This window comes from Pseudomonas sp. JAI111 (genome assembly GCF_024809425.1).
In the GTDB taxonomy this organism is placed as follows: domain Bacteria; phylum Pseudomonadota; class Gammaproteobacteria; order Pseudomonadales; family Pseudomonadaceae; genus Aquipseudomonas.
The window spans coordinates 943749-962038 of sequence record NZ_JANUCB010000001.1 but is presented as its reverse complement, the minus strand read 5'-3'; the positions used below and the strand labels follow the sequence as shown (position 1 = coordinate 962038).

The 18290-nt window shown below is 60.4% G+C and carries 17 protein-coding genes; all 17 read left to right on the top strand.

What is annotated here, in order from left to right; translation table 11 throughout:
* Positions 1-48 precede the first annotated feature (48 nt).
* The 17 genes from rfbF to HNR03_RS04530 all read left to right on the top strand — a co-directional run bounded on the left by rfbF (position 49) and on the right by HNR03_RS04530 (position 18221).
* Positions 49-822: a glucose-1-phosphate cytidylyltransferase gene (gene rfbF / locus HNR03_RS04610; protein ID WP_222585217.1), complete on the top strand. Its 774-nt coding sequence runs from the start codon at positions 49-51 to the stop codon at positions 820-822.
* The gene (gene rfbG / locus HNR03_RS04605) at positions 804-1886 is read left to right on the top strand and encodes a CDP-glucose 4,6-dehydratase (protein ID WP_222585218.1); all 1083 of its coding nucleotides are present in this window, start codon (positions 804-806) and stop codon (positions 1884-1886) included. The genes rfbF and rfbG overlap by 19 nt, the downstream gene beginning before the upstream one ends.
* Positions 1883-2443: a dTDP-4-dehydrorhamnose 3,5-epimerase family protein gene (locus tag HNR03_RS04600; RefSeq protein ID WP_090181495.1), complete on the top strand. Its 561-nt coding sequence runs from the start codon at positions 1883-1885 to the stop codon at positions 2441-2443. The genes rfbG and HNR03_RS04600 overlap by 4 nt, the downstream gene beginning before the upstream one ends.
* The gene (locus HNR03_RS04595; protein ID WP_259151151.1) at positions 2440-3666 is read left to right on the top strand and encodes a class I SAM-dependent methyltransferase; all 1227 of its coding nucleotides are present in this window, start codon (positions 2440-2442) and stop codon (positions 3664-3666) included. The genes HNR03_RS04600 and HNR03_RS04595 overlap by 4 nt, the downstream gene beginning before the upstream one ends.
* Positions 3663-4520, top strand: a complete 858-nt coding sequence (locus HNR03_RS04590; protein WP_259151149.1) for an NAD(P)-dependent oxidoreductase — start codon at positions 3663-3665, stop codon at positions 4518-4520. The genes HNR03_RS04595 and HNR03_RS04590 overlap by 4 nt, the downstream gene beginning before the upstream one ends.
* Positions 4510-5580: a class I SAM-dependent methyltransferase gene (locus tag HNR03_RS04585; RefSeq protein WP_259151148.1), complete on the top strand. Its 1071-nt coding sequence runs from the start codon at positions 4510-4512 to the stop codon at positions 5578-5580. The genes HNR03_RS04590 and HNR03_RS04585 overlap by 11 nt, the downstream gene beginning before the upstream one ends.
* 17 nt (positions 5581-5597) lie before the next feature.
* Positions 5598-6335 (top strand): cephalosporin hydroxylase family protein, encoded by a 738-nt coding sequence (locus HNR03_RS04580; RefSeq protein ID WP_090181503.1) that lies wholly within the window; start codon positions 5598-5600, stop codon positions 6333-6335.
* A 55-nt stretch (positions 6336-6390) separates the two neighbouring features.
* A complete protein-coding gene (locus HNR03_RS04575) occupies positions 6391-9309 on the top strand; it encodes a TIGR00180 family glycosyltransferase (protein WP_259151147.1) in 2919 nt (972 codons plus the stop codon).
* A gap of 30 nt (positions 9310-9339) precedes the next feature.
* The gene (gene pseB / locus HNR03_RS04570; protein WP_222585223.1) at positions 9340-10341 is read left to right on the top strand and encodes a UDP-N-acetylglucosamine 4,6-dehydratase (inverting); all 1002 of its coding nucleotides are present in this window, start codon (positions 9340-9342) and stop codon (positions 10339-10341) included.
* Positions 10338-11495 (top strand): UDP-4-amino-4,6-dideoxy-N-acetyl-beta-L-altrosamine transaminase, encoded by a 1158-nt coding sequence (pseC, locus tag HNR03_RS04565; RefSeq protein WP_259151144.1) that lies wholly within the window; start codon positions 10338-10340, stop codon positions 11493-11495. The genes pseB and pseC overlap by 4 nt, the downstream gene beginning before the upstream one ends.
* Before the next feature lie 58 nt (positions 11496-11553).
* Entirely contained in the window at positions 11554-12174 is a 621-nt protein-coding gene (locus HNR03_RS04560; protein ID WP_259151143.1) for a pseudaminic acid biosynthesis-associated methylase, read from the top strand.
* Entirely contained in the window at positions 12171-12878 is a 708-nt protein-coding gene (pseF, locus tag HNR03_RS04555) for a pseudaminic acid cytidylyltransferase (RefSeq protein ID WP_259151142.1), read from the top strand. Before HNR03_RS04560 ends, pseF begins: the two co-directional genes overlap by 4 nt.
* Complete coding sequence (gene pseG / locus HNR03_RS04550) at positions 12875-14380, top strand: UDP-2,4-diacetamido-2,4,6-trideoxy-beta-L-altropyranose hydrolase (protein WP_259151141.1); 1506 nt, start codon at positions 12875-12877, stop codon at positions 14378-14380. Before pseF ends, pseG begins: the two co-directional genes overlap by 4 nt.
* Positions 14373-15425 carry a pseudaminic acid synthase gene (gene pseI, locus HNR03_RS04545; RefSeq protein WP_259151140.1) on the top strand — a complete coding sequence of 351 codons (1053 nt, stop codon included), beginning with the start codon at positions 14373-14375 and terminating at the stop codon, positions 15423-15425. Before pseG ends, pseI begins: the two co-directional genes overlap by 8 nt.
* Before the next feature lie 228 nt (positions 15426-15653).
* Positions 15654-16580 carry a ketoacyl-ACP synthase III gene (locus HNR03_RS04540; protein ID WP_090181518.1) on the top strand — a complete coding sequence of 309 codons (927 nt, stop codon included), beginning with the start codon at positions 15654-15656 and terminating at the stop codon, positions 16578-16580.
* An 85-nt stretch (positions 16581-16665) separates the two neighbouring features.
* Positions 16666-17958, top strand: a complete 1293-nt coding sequence (locus HNR03_RS04535) for a motility associated factor glycosyltransferase family protein (protein ID WP_259151139.1) — start codon at positions 16666-16668, stop codon at positions 17956-17958.
* Positions 17955-18221, top strand: a complete 267-nt coding sequence (locus tag HNR03_RS04530; protein ID WP_259151137.1) for a hypothetical protein — start codon at positions 17955-17957, stop codon at positions 18219-18221. The genes HNR03_RS04535 and HNR03_RS04530 overlap by 4 nt, the downstream gene beginning before the upstream one ends.
* Positions 18222-18290: the final 69 nt, after the last annotated feature.

Here is an 18290-nt window from a genome sequence, read left to right as displayed (position 1 = left end):
CTTGATACAGCTTGGCTGAGCCCTGTGACGAACAAGAGAGGGTAGAGGATGAAGGCAGTTATTTTGGCGGGTGGCCTGGGCACGCGAATCAGCGAAGAGTCGCACCTCAAGCCCAAGCCGATGATCGAGATCGGCGGCAAGCCAATTCTCTGGCACATCATGAAGCAGTACTCCGCGCACGGAATCCACGATTTCGTGATCTGCCTTGGCTACAAGGGCTATGCGATCAAGGACTTCTTCGCCAACTACTTCCTGCACACCTCCGACGTCACCTTCGACATGTGCAACAACCGCATGGACGTTCACCAGAACTACAGCGAACCGTGGCGCGTCACGTTGATCGACACTGGTGAAGACACCATGACCGGTGGCCGTCTACGCCGCGCCGCGCGTTATCTGGAGGGCGAAAAAGCCTTCTGCTTTACCTACGGAGACGGTGTCTCGGACCTCAATATCGGCGCGTTGGTGGACTTCCACCTGGCCCACGGCAAACTCGCGACCGTCACCGCCGTGCAACCGCCAGGACGTTACGGCGCCCTGGAACGTGACGGTGACAGTGTCAAAGGCTTCATCGAGAAACCACGGGGCGACGGCGGCTGGATCAATGGCGGCTTCTTCGTCCTGTCGCCCAAGGTGTTGCCGTACATCGGCGACGACCAGACTTCCTGGGAAGCAGAGCCCCTGGCGGCACTTGCCAGTGAAAGCCAGCTGCAGGCGTTCCAGCACGACGGTTTCTGGCATCCGATGGACACTCTGCGTGACAAGAATCACCTCGAGGCGTTGTGGCTGAGCGGGGAGGCCCCATGGAAGCAATGGGACTGAGTCCGCAATTCTGGCGCGGCAAGCGGGTTCTGGTCACCGGGCACACCGGTTTCAAGGGCAGCTGGTTGACGCTGTGGCTGCAAAGCCTGGGCGCCAAGGTCATCGGGTTTTCCCTTGATCCGTCCACCGAGCCGAGCCTGTTCGAACTGGCACGGGTGCACGAAGGCATCAACGATCAGCGCGGCGACCTGCGTGACTTGGGTGCGCTGCTTGAAATCATCGCTGAAACCGAGCCAGAGATTGTCTTGCACCTCGCGGCTCAGCCGTTGGTGCGCGAAGGCTATCGCGATCCGCTGGGCACCTATTCCAGCAACGTCATGGGCACCCTGAATCTGCTTGAAGCCATCCGTCAGGTCGGCTGCGTGCGTGCCTGCGTGCTGGTGACCACCGACAAGGTCTACGCCAATCAGGAATGGCTGTGGCCGTACCGCGAAGACGAAGCCCTCGGTGGACACGATCCTTACAGCAGCAGCAAAGCCTGCTGCGAATTGTTGGCGCAGTCTTACGCCGCTTCGTTCTTTCCGGCCGAGAAGCATGCCGAGCACGGTCTGGCCCTGGCCACGGCGCGCGCCGGTAACGTGCTGGGCGGGGGCGATTTTGCGCCGGAGCGGCTGATTCCCGACGTGCTCAAGGCCTGGACCGCCGACGAACCGGTGACCCTGCGTTACCCGCAAGCGGTGCGCCCGTGGCAGCACGCGCTGGAACCGCTGGCCGGCTACCTGCAACTGGCCGCCGGCCTCTATGAACAAGGTCCGGCGTTTGCCGGTGCGTGGAACTTCGGCCCGAGCGAAGCGGACATGTGCAGCGTCGGCGAAGTCGTCGAATTGCTCGCCAGCCGTTGGCCGCAAGCCCGAGGTTTGCGCATCGAACCGAGCGATTTGCATGAAGCCGGCCTGCTGCGCCTGGACAGCAGCCGCGCCCGTCAACTGTTGGCGTGGCAGCCGCGCTGGTCGTTGCAAGAGTGCCTGACCCACACGCTCGACTGGCACTTGGCGTGGCAGAACGGCGACGACATGCGCGCCATTACGTTGGGTCAGTTGAACCTGTACCGAGGCGCGCTGTGAGTGAGTTTCTATTGCAGCCGCTGCCCCTGGCCGGACTGTTCAGCGTGCAGCACAAACGCTTTGAAGATGAGCGTGGGCACTTCGCGCGGTTGTTCTGCGAAGGCAGCCTGAGTGCGTTCGGCGAGCCGTTTCATATCCGCCAGATCAACCACTCCTGCACCCGCGAACGCGGCAGTGTGCGCGGCCTGCATTACCAGAATGCCAGCGCGCCGGAAGCCAAGTTGATCACTTGCCTGCGCGGTGAAGTCTGGGACGTGGCGGTGGACTTGCGCCCCGGCTCCGAAACCTTCCTGCACTGGCACGCCGAACACCTGCGCGCTGGCGACGGTCGCAGCCTGCTGATCCCGGCCGGGTTCGCCCACGGTTTTCAGACCCTGACCGACGACGCCGAATTGCTTTACCTGCACAGCGCGGACTACACGCCTGTGCACGAGGGTGGTTTGAGCGTGAACGATCCGCGGCTGGCGATTGCCTGGCCGTTGCCTGTCAATAATCTGTCGGCGCGGGATTCCAGCCATCCCTTGCTCGATGACCACTTCGCTGGAGTGCGTGTATGAATTGCCGTGGTTGCGGTACTCCTCTGGCTTTGCCGCTGATTGATCTCGGCACGTCGCCGCCGTCCAACGCTTATGTGCGTGCCGATCAGCTGGAGCAAGCCGAACAATGGGTGCCGCTGAAGGTTGCGGTCTGTCAGCAGTGCTGGCTGGTGCAGACCGAGGATTACACCAGCGCCGACAGTCTGTTCGATGCCGAGTATGCGTATTTCAGTTCGTTCTCCAGCACCTGGCTGGCCCATGCCGAGCAGTATGTGGCCGAGATGGTCGAGCGCTTCGGCCTGGACGCCGACAGTCGCGTGGTGGAAATCGCCGCCAATGACGGCTACCTGTTGCAGTACGTCGCCGGGCGTGGCATCCCTTGCCTGGGCGTCGAGCCAACCCGTAGCACCGCGCAAGCGGCCCGGGAAAAAGGCCTGCAGATTCGTGAACTGTTCTTTGGCCGTGACACCGCTGCGCAGTTGGTCAGCGAAGGCTGGTCGGCCGACTTGATGGCCGCCAACAACGTGTTGGCCCACGTGCCGGACATCAATGATTTCCTCGGCGGTTTTGCGACGTTGCTCAAGCCGACCGGCGTGGCCACGTTCGAATTTCCGCAGCTGCTGACGCTGATGGCCGGGCAGCAATTCGACACGCTGTATCACGAGCACTATTCCTACCTGTCGCTGACCGCCGTGCAGACCTTGTGCGAGCGCAATGGCCTGGAAGTGTTCGACGTCAGTCAGCTGTCGACTCACGGCGGCTCGCTGCGCGTGTTCGTCCAGCGCATCGACGGTATTCGCCGCGAGGTGCAGCCGACCGTTGCTCAACAACTGCAAGCTGAACTCAAAGCCGGCGTGAAAAATCCCGAGTATTACGCGACCCTCGCGCCAGCCGCCGAACGCATCAAGCACGAACTGCTGCGTTTCCTGTTGCAGGCCAAGGCCGATGGCAAGCGGGTGGTCGGTTACGGTGCCGCGGCCAAGGGCAACACCTTGCTCAATTACGCCGGGGTCAAGCCTGACCTGCTGGCGTGGGTGGCCGACGCCAATCCGCACAAGCAGGGCAAGTACTTGCCGGGCAGTCGCATTCCAATCGTGTCGCCAGCACAGATCGATATCGAGAAACCGGACTACGTGCTGGTCCTGCCCTGGAACTTGCTGCACGAAGTCAGTCAGCAACTGGCGCAGGTACGTCAGTGGGACGCTCGCTTCGTGATTGCAGTGCCTGAGTTGACCGTCCTGTGAAAGTGCTTGTGACCGGGGCCACCGGCTTCGTCGGCCGCCATTTGGTCGCCGCCTTGCTCGCCCGTGGCTTTGAAGTCCGGGCGGTGGCGCGCAACGCCGAGACGGCCGCGTCGATGCCGTGGATCAACGCCGTGGAGTTCATGGCGGCGGACATTCACGCCGACGATCTGGACATCGCTGCGCTGACCGCGAACATCGATGCCCTGGCGCATCTGGCGTGGCCGGGGTTGCCGAACTATCAGGCGCTGTTCCATTTCGAGCACAACCTGATGGCCGATTACCGGTTCATCAAGGGCGCGGTCGAGGCGGGCGTGTCGCAAGTACTGGTGACCGGAACCTGTTTCGAATACGGCATGCAAGACGGGCCGCTCAGCGAGCAGGCCACGCCGCAGCCGAACAATCCTTATGGGTTAGCCAAAAACACCCTGCGGCTGTTTCTGGAAAATTTGCAGCGGGTCCAGCCGTTCACCCTGCAATGGGCGCGGCTGTTCTACCTGCACGGCGAAGGCCAGAACCCCAACAGTTTGCTCGCAGCACTGGACCGGGCAATCGATGCCGGCGACGACACGTTCAACATGTCGGCCGGCGAGCAGTTGCGCGATTACCTGGCCATCGACATCGCCGCCGATTACCTGGCGGCGATCCTGCAACAACGGGAATTCAATGGGCTGATCAATTGCTCCAGCGGCCAGCCGGTGTCGGTGCGGGCACTGGTCGAGCAGCGATTGCGCGCACGCGGCGCATCGATCCGTTTGAACCTCGGTCATTACCCTTACCCGACCCACGAACCGATGGCGTTCTGGGGCGTGGCGGACCGTTTGCAACAGCTGCTGGGAGGCAATCATGAAGCATGAGTTGTATCGGGTCGCTGACCTGCCGGTGCTGCAAAACCGCACCTTCGCCGACCCGGATTCGGCCCGGGCCTCTGCCCGCGCCGATATGGTCCTGGTGCAGGACGAACTGAGCGGGTTGATCTTCAACCAGGCCTTCGATGCCGACAAGCTCAGCTACGACGCCGACTACCAGAATGAGCAAGCGCATTCGGGGCAGTTCCAGAAACACCTGAGCGATGTCGAAGGCATCATTGCCCGCCATTTCAAGGGCCAGGAACTGATCGAAGTCGGTTGCGGCAAAGGCTACTTTCTCGAACTGTTGAAGGGCCTGGGCTACGCCATCACCGGCATCGACCCGGCTTACGAAGGCAGCAACACTGATGTGATCAAGGCGCCGTTTACGCGTGGCCTCGGTCTGGCGGCGGATGCCATCGTGTTGCGTCATGTGCTGGAACATATTCAGGACCCGGTGAGTTTTCTCGCCGAGATGGCCGAGGCCAATCAGGGCGGGCAGATCTACATCGAAGTGCCGTGCTTCGACTGGATTCTGGAGCACCGCGCCTGGTTCGACCTGTTCTACGAGCACGTCAATTATTTCCGCCTTGATGACCTGCATCGGATGTTCGGCACGGTGCACGAGGCCGGTCACCTGTTCGGTGGCCAATACCTGTACATCGTGGCGGACCTGTCGACCTTGCGCCTGACCCCGGAACAACCGGTGCCGCGCCTTGAGTTGCCACAAGGTTTCACCAGCAGCCTTGAGCGCGCGGTGCAGATTATCCAGCACGCCCCCGAACAAGGTTCGGCGATCTGGGGTGCCTCGTCCAAAGGTGTGATCTATTCGCTGTTCCTGCAACGGGCCGGGGTGGCGGTGGATCGCGTCGTGGACATCAACCCGGCCAAACAGGGGCGGTATCTGCCCTTGAGCGGCGTGCGGGTGTCCTCGCCGCAAGAGGCCATGGATGCGTTGCCCGAAGGCGCCAACCTGTTTGTGATGAACTCCAACTACCTCGAAGAAATCAAGCGGATGACCGGTGGACGTTACGTCTATCACGCCGTCGACAGCGCTTCGTTCCAGTGACTATTGAGATTAGAAAAATGACCGACAACACCATCAATAAAGCCTTCGAAGCCGAGTGCCAGGCAGAAATCGCGCGTCAGGGCGATGACCAGAAACTGACCGGCCTGGCCCGGGATTTCTTCAACGAATCGGCCAAACACAAGTACAGCTACCACTTCTCGTGGATGGGCCGTCCGATCATCCAGCTGCCGCAAGACATGATGGCGATGCAAGAGATCATCTGGCAGGTCAAGCCAGACCTGGTGATCGAATGCGGCATCGCCCATGGCGGCTCGATCATCTACTACGCCTCCTTGCTGGAGCTGCAAGGCCACGGCGAAGTGCTGGGCATTGACCTCGATATTCGCCCGCACAACCGCGAAGCCATCGAAAGCCACCCGATGAGCAAGCGCATCAAAATGATCGAAGGTTCGAGCATCGACCCGGCGATCGCTGCCCAGGTTCGTGCTGCGGCCGAAGGCAAGAAAGTCATTCTGGTGCTCGACTCCAACCACACCCACGACCACGTGCTGGAAGAGCTGCGCCTGTACGCGCCACTGGTGTCGGTGGACAGCTACTGCGTGGTCATGGACACCGTGGTCGAAGACATGCCCGCCGATTTCTTCCCGGACCGTCCATGGGGTCCGGGCGACAACCCGAAAACCGCGGTGTGGAAATACCTTGAAGAGAACAAGGATTTCGAGATCGACCAGCAGATGCAAAACAAGCTGCTGCTCACCGTTGCACCGGACGGCTACCTGCGTCGCGTTCGTTAATTTCGGCACATCATTAAAGTGTTAGTCAGGCGTTTCGCCGGCAGTGGGAGAAGTTATGCAAGGCAAGTCCGTTTCTGAGCACATGTTGCCGTTGAATGAGCTGCTGACGGTGGTGTTGATTTCCCACAACCGTCCGGCTTTTTTGCGCCGGGCAATGAAGTATTACGGTGACTTGCCTTGCAAAGTACTGGTGCTCGACTCCGCCACTGAACCGTTCAAGGGCGAACTGCCTGACGTCGAATACCGGCATGTGCCGCAATTCGCCTACAGCGGCTTCCAGGCCAAAATTGGCTATGGTGTGGAGCAAGTGACCACCCCGTACATGGTGTTGGCGGCCGACGATGATTTCATCGTGCATGATGCGCTGGCCGAGTCGGTGGACTTCCTGCAAGCGAACCGCGACTACGGCATGTGCCACGGCTATTGCCTGATGTACCTGACCTTCGCCAACAGCGTGAGCTACTACCGGCGGGACAAGAAGGTGTGCGAGGACTATTCCTCCGAACGACCTCAGGATCGGGTCGTCGAGTACATGCATCAATACTTGCCGCCGTTTTACGCGGTGACCCGTACTTCGCTGATGAAATCCTGGTATTCGCTGTTGCCGCCGGGCACCAGTTTCCAATGGCAGGAGATCGGTCACGTCTACTACATGCTGGCGTGCGCCAAGGCGCGGATCCTGCCAACCCCTTATGTGGTGCGTGAGATCAACTACGGCAACTCCGAGCACAACACCGAGGTGTATCACTCGCTGACGTATACCGACGCCAAATCGGTGGCGGAACGTGACGCCTTTGCCGAATTCCTGGCCTCGTTGCCAACCGGGATCAAGGGGCTCGATCCGGCACAGGCCAAAGCCTTCGTCATGGAAAGTTTCGACGCCATGATCGACAGCCTGCAAACCGGACGTGCCCTGACCGCGGAGTTGGTTTTCCAGTCCATCTGGAACAACACCCTCAAGGCACCCGATCGTCTTTTCGGGCCAAAACAGTACGTCGAAATGCCGTTCTATAATCAGGCGTTCTTCGACAAGTTGACCCAGTTCGAATTCATGCTTCATGCGATGCCGGCCGGTCGTCTTCAGCTCGAACAGCTTGAAGGCGTGTGGACTCGCCAGGAACACTTGCTGAGCCCGCGCAACAACGATACGTCGGAAAGCGTGGTCGACCGTTTGTGGCAGGCCTACGACGCCAATGCGTTCAACCGTACAGTGGTCAAGCGCCTGGTGGCGCAACTGGAACTGCTGGGCGAGGACGAAGAAGCTGAATCGATGCGCGACTGGTTCGCACGCCTTGATGCGTTGTCGGTCGTGGATCATCACTTGACGTTTGAAAACATGCGTTCGGGTCGCCTGCTCAAGTGGCTGGAGGCCCGGTCGCCCGATGCCGAACAGGCCGAGGCGATTGCCCGACACTTGGCAATGAATGGCGGGGGGCCACACTTCGGCATCCTTCTGCTGGACCTGGATAACGATGTCGAGAAATTGCAGGTCACCCTCGACAGCTTGCTTGAAGGCCACTGCAAGGCCTTCAAAGTCGTGGTCTTCACCACCGGCGAAGCGCCTGCGGCCACCACGGCACAGAACACCCTGCACTTTGTCCGTGTGACGCCAGGCAACTTTGTCGAAAAACTGAATCAGAGCGCCCGTCAGTCGCCATGTGACTGGCTGCTGCTGGCCGAGGCCGGCGATGAGTTCACCCCGGCTGGCCTGTTGCGTGCCAGCCTGGAGCTGTTGTCCGCCAGTGACATCCGTGCGGTAGCGACCGATGAAATCCAGCGTACCGACAACGGCGCACTGGTGGATGTGTTCCGGCCGGGCTTCAACCTGGACCTGCTGCAAAGCCTGCCCGCGTTGATGGCGCGGCACTGGCTGATCCGCCGCGACGTGTTGATCGAGGCGGGTGGTTACCAGCCCGATTTCAGAAAGGCCCTGGAATTCGATTTGTTGCTGCGCATCATCGAGGCGGGCGGCCTGAGTGGTCTGGCGCACCTCGACGAGCCATTGCTGATCGCGCAGGCGCCGGTACTGGAAGAGAACGCCGACGAACGCCTCGCGTTGCTGCGTCATCTGGGCAATCGTGGCTACAAGGCCAAAATCACCTCGGCAACCCCTGGCACCTATCAGGTCGACTACCGTCACACCGAGCGTCCACTGGTCTCGATCATCGTTCCGGCCGGGGATGACCTGGCCCTGCTGCAACAGTGCGTGCAAGGCGTGTTGCTGCGTACCCGCTACACCCGCTACGAAGTGCTGATTGCGGCGAATCCGACCCAGTCGGCCGAGGTCAACGATTGGCTGGGCACGCTACAGAACGCCAAGGTGCGCGTCCTGTATGCAGACCAGACGCTGAGCAACGTGGCGTTGTACAACGCCGCCAGTCAGCAAGCGCAGGGCGAATACCTGGTGCTGCTGGCTGCTGACGGTGAAGTGGTCAATCCGAACTGGATCGAGTCGCTGCTCAACCATGCCCAGCGTCCTGAAGTGGGGATTGTCGGCGCCACGCTTGTCGATCGTGAAGGCAAGGTCACGCAAGCCGGTCTGATTCTGGGGATGCGTGGCGGGGTTGGTTCGGCGTTTATCGGCGACCGCTATGACGCCAGCAACAGCTATTTGCAACGCTTGGTACTGGACCAGAACTATTCGGCGGTGTCGCAGGCTTGCCTGATGGTGCGCAAAGAATTGTTTGACGCCCTGGGTGGCCTGGATGACCAGACATTCGCCGAAGGCTTGAGCGACGTCGATCTGTGCCTCAAGGCCGGACAGGCGGGTTATCTCACCGCGTGGACGCCGCTTGTTCAGGTGATTCATCCGGGCGAGGTGTCGCAGGCTCCTCAGGTGCTCGACGCCCTGCGGGAAAAATGGGCCGCCGCCTTCGCACAGGACCAGGCCTACAACGCCAATCTGGCGTTGACCGGTAAGGGTTTTGCCCTGGGTGACAGCGCTCCGATCAACTGGGCGCAGTTGCTCGCATAAACCTGGCTGACAGGCACAAGGACTCAAGGCATGTTCAACGGCAAATCGATTTTCATCTCCGGCGGCACCGGTTCGTTCGGGCGCAATTTCATCCGTCGCTTGCTGGAGCAATACCAGCCCAAGCGCGTGGTGGTGTTCTCTCGTGATGAGCTCAAGCAATACGAGATGCAGCAGACGTTCAACGCCCCGTGCATGCGCTATTTCCTCGGTGATGTACGCGATGCCGAGCGTTTGCGCCAGGCCATGCGCGGCATCGATTACGTGGTGCATGCCGCGGCCTTGAAACAAGTGCCGGCCGCCGAGTACAACCCGACCGAATGCATTCGGACCAACGTCAATGGCGCGGAAAACATCATCGCCGCGGCCATCGACAATGGCGTCAAACAAGTCGTCGCGCTGTCCACCGACAAGGCGGCCAGCCCGATCAACCTGTACGGCGCGACCAAGCTGCTGTCGGACAAACTGTTCGTGGCCGCCAACAACATTGCCGGCGAACAGCAAACCCGCTTTGCCGTGGTGCGCTACGGCAATGTCGCCGGTTCGCGCGGCTCGGTGGTGCCGTTTTTCAGCAAGCTGATCAACGAAGGCGCCACCGAACTGCCGATCACTGACGAGCGCATGACGCGCTTCTGGATCACCCTCGATCACGGCGTGCAATTTGTGCTCGACAGTTTTGCGCGGATGCACGGTGGTGAAGTGTTCGTGCCCAAGATTCCGTCGATCCGCATTGTCGATCTGGCGCTGGGCATGGCCGAGCACTTGCCGCACAAGCACGTGGGGATTCGCCCGGGGGAAAAGCTCCACGAGTTGATGGTGCCGCTGGACGACGCACGGATGACCCTGGAATTCGCCGATCACTACACGATCCAGCCGTCGATCCGCTTCACCAGCGTCGACGTGGACTTTGCCGTGGACAAGCTGGGCGAGCAGGGCAAGCCGGTGAGTGAAGACTTCGAGTACCGCTCCGACACCAACCCGCAGTTCTTGTCAGTCGGGCAGATCGCCGACCTGCACGCGGACTTGTCAGCATGATTCCCTACGGTCGGCAGAGTCTCGATCAGGCCGACATCGACGCGGTCGTCGCCGTTTTGCAGTCCGACTGGCTGACCCAGGGACCGACGATCGAGCGCTTCGAACAGGCCCTGGCTCAACGTTGCCAAGCCGATTTCGCCGTGGCGGTGTGTAACGCCACGGCGGCATTGCACATTGCTTGCCTGGCGGCCGGGCTCGGGCCGGGTGATCGTTTATGGACAACGCCCAATACCTTTCTGGCCTCGGCCAATTGCGGTCGTTACTGCGGCGCCGAGGTGGATTTCGTCGACATCGATCCGCTGACCTGGAACCTCGACGCTTACGCCCTCAAAGCCAAGCTGGAAGAGGCGGAGAACACCGGCACGCTGCCTAAAGTGCTGGTGGCGGTGGCGTTCTCCGGGCAGAGCTGCGACATGCGGATGATCGCCGGACTGGCCGAGCGTTATGGATTCACGGTGATTGAAGATGCCTCCCACGCGGTCGGTGCCTCCTATGCCGGGCGCCCGGTGGGTTGTGGCGATTTTGCGGCGATGACGGTGTTCAGCTTTCATCCGGTGAAAATCATCACCAGCGGCGAAGGTGGCATGGTCCTGACCAATCGCCGGGACCTGGCCGAGCGCCTGCAACGCTTGCGCAGCCACGGCATAACCCGCGATCCGGCGCAAATGACCGAATCCAGCCACGGTCCCTGGTATTACCAGCAGATTGAGCTGGGCTTCAATTATCGGATCACCGACCTGCAAGCCGCCCTCGGGTTGTCACAGTTGAACAAACTGGATGACTTCATCGAACGTCGTCGTGAGCTGGCGGCACGGTATGACCGTTTGCTTACGTACTTGCCGTTGACTTTGCCCAGCCCTCAGCCTGAAGCCGAGTCGGCGTGGCATCTGTATGTGGTGCGCTTGCAGCTTGATCGCATCAGCCTTGGTCATCGACAGGTGTTCGAAGGGTTGCGGGCTGCCGGGGTCGGTGTGAATCTGCATTACATTCCGGTGCATTTGCAGCCTTACTACCGTGATATGGGATTCGCTGAAGGTGACTTTCCACAAGCTGAGCGTTACTACGCAGAAGCCATCAGCCTGCCGCTGTTTCCGTTGCTCAGCGACGAGCAGCAGGACTACGTGGTCGAACAACTGCGGCGGCTGACTGAATAAATACGGTCAGCAGGGCAGGTGCGGTCCCCAGGCGCTGTGCTTCAAACGAGAGAGAACGATGCGTGAACTGAGCGAGCAGGAAAAATTCTGGCAGGGCGACTTCGGTAACCAATACGTTGATCGCAACGTCGGGCAGCCATTGGTGGCGGCGAACCTGGCATTGTTCGCCAAGGCGCTGACCCGGGCCGGGCAGATTGAAAGCCTGGTGGAACTGGGCACCAACGCCGGCAACAATTTGCAGGCGCTGCATCACCTATTGCCCCGGTGCGAACTGTTCGGTGTGGAGATCAATGCCAGCGCCTGTGCCCAGGCCCAGTCGCTAGGTATCGCGCAAATCTGGCACGGTTCGCTGTTTGATTTCCCTCGCGAGCGCAGCTTTGACCTGACCCTGAGCAAAGGCGTGCTGATCCATCTGGCGCCGGAGTTGTTGCCGGCGGCCTATGCGCAGTTGTATGAACTGAGCCAGCGTTACATCCTGATTGCCGAGTACTACAACCCGGCACCGGTCGAAGTGTCCTATCGCGGTAACAGCGGCAAGTTGTTCAAGCGTGATTTTGCCGGTGAAATGCTTGATCGTTACGATGATCTGCAACTGCTGGACTACGGTTTCGGTTACCACCGCGACCCGCAATTCCCGGTGGACGACATCACTTGGTTCCTGTTGGAAAAACGCCCTTGAACAACGTTGCAATCATCCCGGCTCGCGGTGGCAGCAAACGCATACCGCGCAAAAACCTCAAGCCGTTCGACGGCGTGCCGATGATTGCCCGTTCGATTCAAACTGCCCTTGATTCCGGGTTGTTCGCCCAGGTGGTGGTCAGTACCGACGATGAAGAAATCGCCGAGCTGGCTCGAGCCCGTGGTGCGCAAGTGCCGTTTATGCGGCCTGCGGCATTGGCGGATGATTTCACCGGCACGGCGCCAGTGATTGCGCATGCCCTGGAGGAGCTGCATCGACAGGGCCAGGATTTTGATTTGGCCTGTTGTATCTATGCCACGGCGCCGTTGCTGCAAACCCGATTTTTACAGCAGGGCTTACACCTGCTGGAGCAGCATCCGGATAAATCCTTCGCCTTCTCGGTCTGCGATTTCGGCTTTCCGGTGCAGCGCGCGCTGACCGTTGACAGTCAGGGCGCGTTGACCGCGTTGTACCCGCAATTCAGTCAAACCCGCTCTCAGGACCTGCCGCCGGCCTATCAGGACGCCGGGCAGTTTTACTGGGGCCGCAGCAGTGCCTGGCGCCAGGGCGAGGTGTTGTATTCACCGCAAAGCCTGCCGGTGATCCTGCCGCGTTATCTGGTGCAGGACATCGATACCCCCGAAGACTGGAAGCGCGCCGAATACCTTTACGCGGCGCTGAAGGCAGGAGGGGAGTTGCAATGAGAGTTCTGATCCGCGCCGACGCCTCGCCGACCATCGGCAGCGGTCACATTGCCCGCTGCCTGACGCTGGCCAGGGTGCTGCGCCGGCAGGGCGCAAACGTGGCGTTTGCCTGTCGCCAGTTGCCGGGCCATCGGCTCACCAGCCTCGCCGCCGAAGGTTTTGAAACTTTCGCGTTGCCGGATCGCTATCCCGACGAAGACCCGCAACAGCCAATCGAGGCCATGTTGCCGTGGCAGGCGGACATCGCTGCACTGGCGCAAGCGCTGGAACACGCTCCAGGCTTCGACTGGATCATCGTCGACCACTACGGCCTCGACCATCTCTGGCAGACCGCTGCCCGGCGCTGGGCGTTACGGATCGCGGCGGTGGATGATCTGGCGACGCGTACCTACAGCGTCGATTTGCTGCTGAACCAGAATCTGTCGGGTACGCCTGGGGCTTATGCCGGACTGCTTGCCGCCGATTGCCGGACCTTGCTCGGTCCACGCTTCGCGATGCTGCGTGATGAGTTCTGTTGCCCGGCGATCGCCATCAAACCCCGGGCCAAGCGTGTGCTGGTTAATTTCGGCGGCTTTGATGCGGCGCGACAAACCCATCACGCGATGCTGGCGCTGGCGGATTTCAATGACTTGGATGTCGACTTCGTCGCCGGTGCCGACAACCCGGCCTGGGACGAGATGCAGGCACTGGCGGCGGATCGTCCCAACTGGCGCTTGCACAGTTTTGTCAGCGACTTCTATCGGCTGATGACCGAGGCCGACCTGTTTGTCGGCGCCGGTGGCGGCACCAGTTGGGAGCGGGCGGCCTTGGGGTTGCCGACCATTTGCATTGCGGTGTCGAATAATCAGCAGGCCAACGGTGAGGTCATGGCGAGTTCTGGCGCTCATGTGTTCCTTGGTGCGCGTGAACAGGTCAGCGTCGAGCAACTGCGCCAGGCCATCGGTTTTGTCGTGGGCAATCAGGGTTTGCGTCAGAGCATGGCTGAACGGTCCCGGCAGTTGGTCGATGGCCGTGGTGCGCAGCGCGTGGCGGCAGCGTTGGCCGGCGCGGTGTTGCAGGTCCGCCCGGCGACCGCCAACGATGCACAGTTGTTGTTTGACGGGCGCAATGCCGAGGCGGTACGCCGCTGGTCGCTGGAGACGGGCGTGATTGAATGGTCTGCGCATCAGAACTGGCTGACCGCCAGTTTGAGCAATCCGCAGCGCTTGCTATTGATCGCCGAGGCCGACGACGGACCGGTAGGTGTATTGCGTTATGACCTGCGCGGGTTTGAAGCCGAAGTCTCGATCTACCTGTTCGAAGATCGCATCGGCCTCGGTTGGGGCAGGGCGCTGCTGGCTCGGGGCGAGGCCTTCGTGACCGCCCATTGGCCCCAACTGACCGCCATCACTGCGCACGTGTTGCCGGCCAACCAGCCGTCGTTGCAGGTATTTCGCGACGCCGGTTTCTCTCAGCAAGCTTGCGCGTTCACCCGCGTTTTAAAGGATCAAGGCAATGACTAGCTTCAAGATTGGCGAGCGCGTGATCGGTGCCGATGCGCCGCCGTTCATCATTGCCGAGATGAGTGGCAACCATAACCAGTCGCTGGAGGTGGCGCTGCAAATCGTCGAAGCCGCGGCCAAGGCCGGTGCCCACGCCTTGAAGCTGCAAACCTACACCGCCGAGACCATGACCCTGGACCTGTCCGAGGGCGAGTTCTTCATCAAGGACCCCAACAGCCTCTGGGCCGGTTCTTCGTTGTATGCGTTGTACGAGAAGGCCCACACGCCGTGGGAGTGGCACGCACCGATTTTCGCCCGCGCCAGGGAACTGGGCATGCTGGCGTTCTCCACGCCGTTCGATGACAGCGCGGTGGACTTCCTCGAAAGCCTCGACGTGCCGGCCTACAAGATCGCCAGTTTCGAAAATACCGATTTGCCATTGATTCGACGGGTCGCCGCCACCGGCAAGCCGTTGATCATCTCCACTGGCATGGCCAGCATCGCCGAGCTGGATGAAACCGTGCGCGCCGCCCGTGAGGCGGGGTGCAAGGACCTGGTGCTGCTCAAGTGCACCAGCACATACCCGGCGACGCCCGCCAACAGCAATGTGCGCACGATTCCACACCTGCGTGAATTGTTTGGTTGCGAGGTCGGGCTGTCCGATCACTCCATGGGGGTGGGCGTGTCCGTTGCGGCGGTGGCGCTGGGGGCGACGGTGGTAGAGAAGCATTTCACCCTTGATCGCGCTGCCGGGGGCGTGGACGCCAGTTTCTCGCTGGAGCCGGCCGAACTCGAAAGCCTGGTGATCGAGACCGAGCGGGCCTGGCAGGCCATGGGCCAGGTGCATTACGGCGTGACCGACGCGGAGCTTAAGTCCCTGGTGTACCGGCGCTCGCTGTATGTCACCCAGGACATGGCCGCCGGAGAGCCCTTCACGGCTGCGAACCTGCGTGCCATCCGCCCGGGTCTGGGCCTGCCTCCCAAACACGCTGAAACCCTTCTGGGGCGCCGTGCGCGCCACGCCATCAAGCGTGGAACGCCGCTGGACTGGTCGTTGGTCGAATAACGCCTTATCGGCCTGATTCGGCAAAATAGAGTGACCTGTGAGTCATAACGCGCATCTTCACTGTATTGTATAAATCGGGAAGGTGGCGCCCGGCCTGTTTTCAGCCCGGTGATAGCCTTTTATTCTTCCCGCTGTCGCCTCTGCAGGGCGACGTTTATCTCTGTTTGTCGGCGCCCCTCGAATCATTACGAGCGGTGGTATTGGGCTGTTTATTATTGGGAAGCCGTAATGATTGGCATAAAAAGCATTGCGAGCTACGTTCCTGTAGCCGGCGTGGACAATTACGCACAAGGTGCAAAATTCGAAAAGGATGAAGAATTCATCCTGGGCAAAATCGGTTCGGCCTTCCTGCCGCGCAAAGACGCCGGGCAGGAAACCTCCGACCTGTGTGTCGAAGCAGCCAATGCGCTGTTTGCCAACAATCCTGATCTGAAACGCGACGCCATCGACGTGCTGATCGTCGTCACCCAGAACGGCGACGAAGAAGGCCTGCCGCACACCGCTGCCATCGTTCAGGACAAACTCGGTTTGCCGACCACTGTTGCCGCGTTCGATATTTCCCTGGGCTGTTCCGGCTACGTCTACGGCATCTACGCGATCAAGGGCTTCATGGAAGCCGCCGGCTTGAAGAATGGCCTGCTGATCACCGCCGATCCGTACTCCAAGATCGTCGACCCGGAAGACCGCAACACCACCATGCTGTTTGGTGACGCCGCCACCGCGACCTGGATGGGTGAAAACGCTCCATGGCAGTTGGGCAAAGCCAAGTTCGGCACCGACGGTTCCGGCGCGCCGCACCTGAAAGTGACGGATGGCGTGTTCTTCATGAACGGTCGCCAGGTGTTCAACTTTGCGTTGCTCAAAGTCCCGGCGCACTTGCATGAATTGCTGGCCGACTCACAACTGACGCCCGCCGATATCGATGCCTTCTGCATCCATCAGGGCAGTGCGGCAATTGTCGATGCGGTGGCGCGACGCTTTGAAGGCGATCCTGAGAAGTTCATCAAGGACATGGTCGAGACTGGCAACACGGTGTCGTCGAGCATTCCTTTGCTACTTGAGAAGCACGTGCTGGATTCCGACTGGAAGCGCGTTGCACTGAGTGGTTTTGGTGTGGGGCTGTCGTGGGGCTCGGCGATCATCTATCGTCCTTGATCCACCCTCCACCCAATACAAAAAATAGCGTTCAAGGTGTACATTTTGAACGCTATTTTTTTGCCTGCGAAAACAGTGAGGCAGCATGAGCGAAAGCTTTGACGACAATGCTCGGGTGATAGAACGGCGCTGGCCGATGCTTTACGCCAGACTGATGCTGGAAGACAGTACGGCGATCCAGGCTGAATTGTCCGAAGGGTTGGGGTCGACGCTGAGCATCGATGGCATTCAACTCACCAGTCGTCATGATCGCGTCCACGAAGCCCGGGTGCAGGCGGCCAGCCTGCCGCCCGGCAAGCCACAGTTGCATGTCTACGGTACGGGGCTGGGCGATTTGCCGACGGTCCTGCTGGAGCGCGACGAGCTTGAGCGGCTGTACGTACATATCCTCAACGGTGCCCTTTTTGCCTTGGTGCTGCAGTTGCTTGATCAGCGCCAATGGCTCGACGATCCTCGGGTAGAGCTGTTGTATGCCGGTGATCAAGCGGATATTTACACGCCCTTTTTTGCACTGCCTTCCGAGATGGTGCTGGCGGATGACTTCAACGCGAAAATTCGCGATCGCCTGGTCAGCGAAGTCCACCTGAGTTTCAACAATCGCGAATTCGATCCGCAATCCCCGATTATTCTCCAGCGCTTGCACGACAGCCTCGACGTGCTGCTCGCCGACGACGATGTTGCGCAGTTGTTCAATACATGCGCCGGCCAGGAAATCTATGTGATCGCCACCGGGCCAAGCCTTGAAAGCCATTTCGAGCAACTGGCGGCGATACGTGAGCAGGCGCAACGGCCTCTGTTCATTTGCGTCGATACCGCCTACCGACCGTTGCGAGAGCACGGGATCAAGCCTGATCTGGTGGTGAGCATTGACCAGCGCATCAGCTTTCGGCATTTGCCCTTCGAGGATTCCGACGGCATTCCGCTGGTGTACCTGCCGATGAGCGATCCTGAAGTGTTGAAAGCATGGAAGGGCAAGCGCTATGGCGGTTATTCCGCCAGCCCGATCTACGCCACCTTGCGTCGCCAGCACCCCCGGGCGGAACTGTACGTGGGCGGCAGCGTGATTCATCCGGCCGTGGACCTGGCCGTCAAAATGGGCGCCGGGTGCATTACGTTGTTTGGTGCAGACTTCGCCTTTCCCATGAACAAGACTCATGCCGGCTGGCGCGACGGGGATTTGGGACCCGGGGTGAATCTGGCCCGGCACTGGGTGCGCGACGGGTATGGCGAAAGGGTCCGCACGCAGCTGAATTTCCGCAGCTACCTGTGCGAGCTGGAGCGATACATCGCCGGGCACCCCAAGGTGCGTTTCCTTAACAGCAGTCGGGCCGGCGCGATGATTGCCGGCACGCAGTTCAATCGGGAGTTCGTGCAGTGAGCGCGCTTTCGCAATGCATCAACGAATGCCGTCAATGCGCAGGGTTATTTCGCCTGGGGCGGGATGTCGAAGCGGCGTTGACCATGGTTGAACTGTTTGACGAGGCGCAAAGGCTTTTACATGCGGCGCCCCAGGACGTGCAACTGAAGTGGACGCAGGTGCTCACGCAAATGCTGGCCTGTCAGGAGCGTCAGGATTGGCTCGGGCTTGCTGATTTCATGGAGTACGAATTGGTGGATTTACTGGACAGCGTTCAGGTTTAAAAAGCCGGACGGACAGCTCTGGTTGGGAGGTTTGGGTGTCGGACGGTTTTATGGCGTCATTTTTCGGAT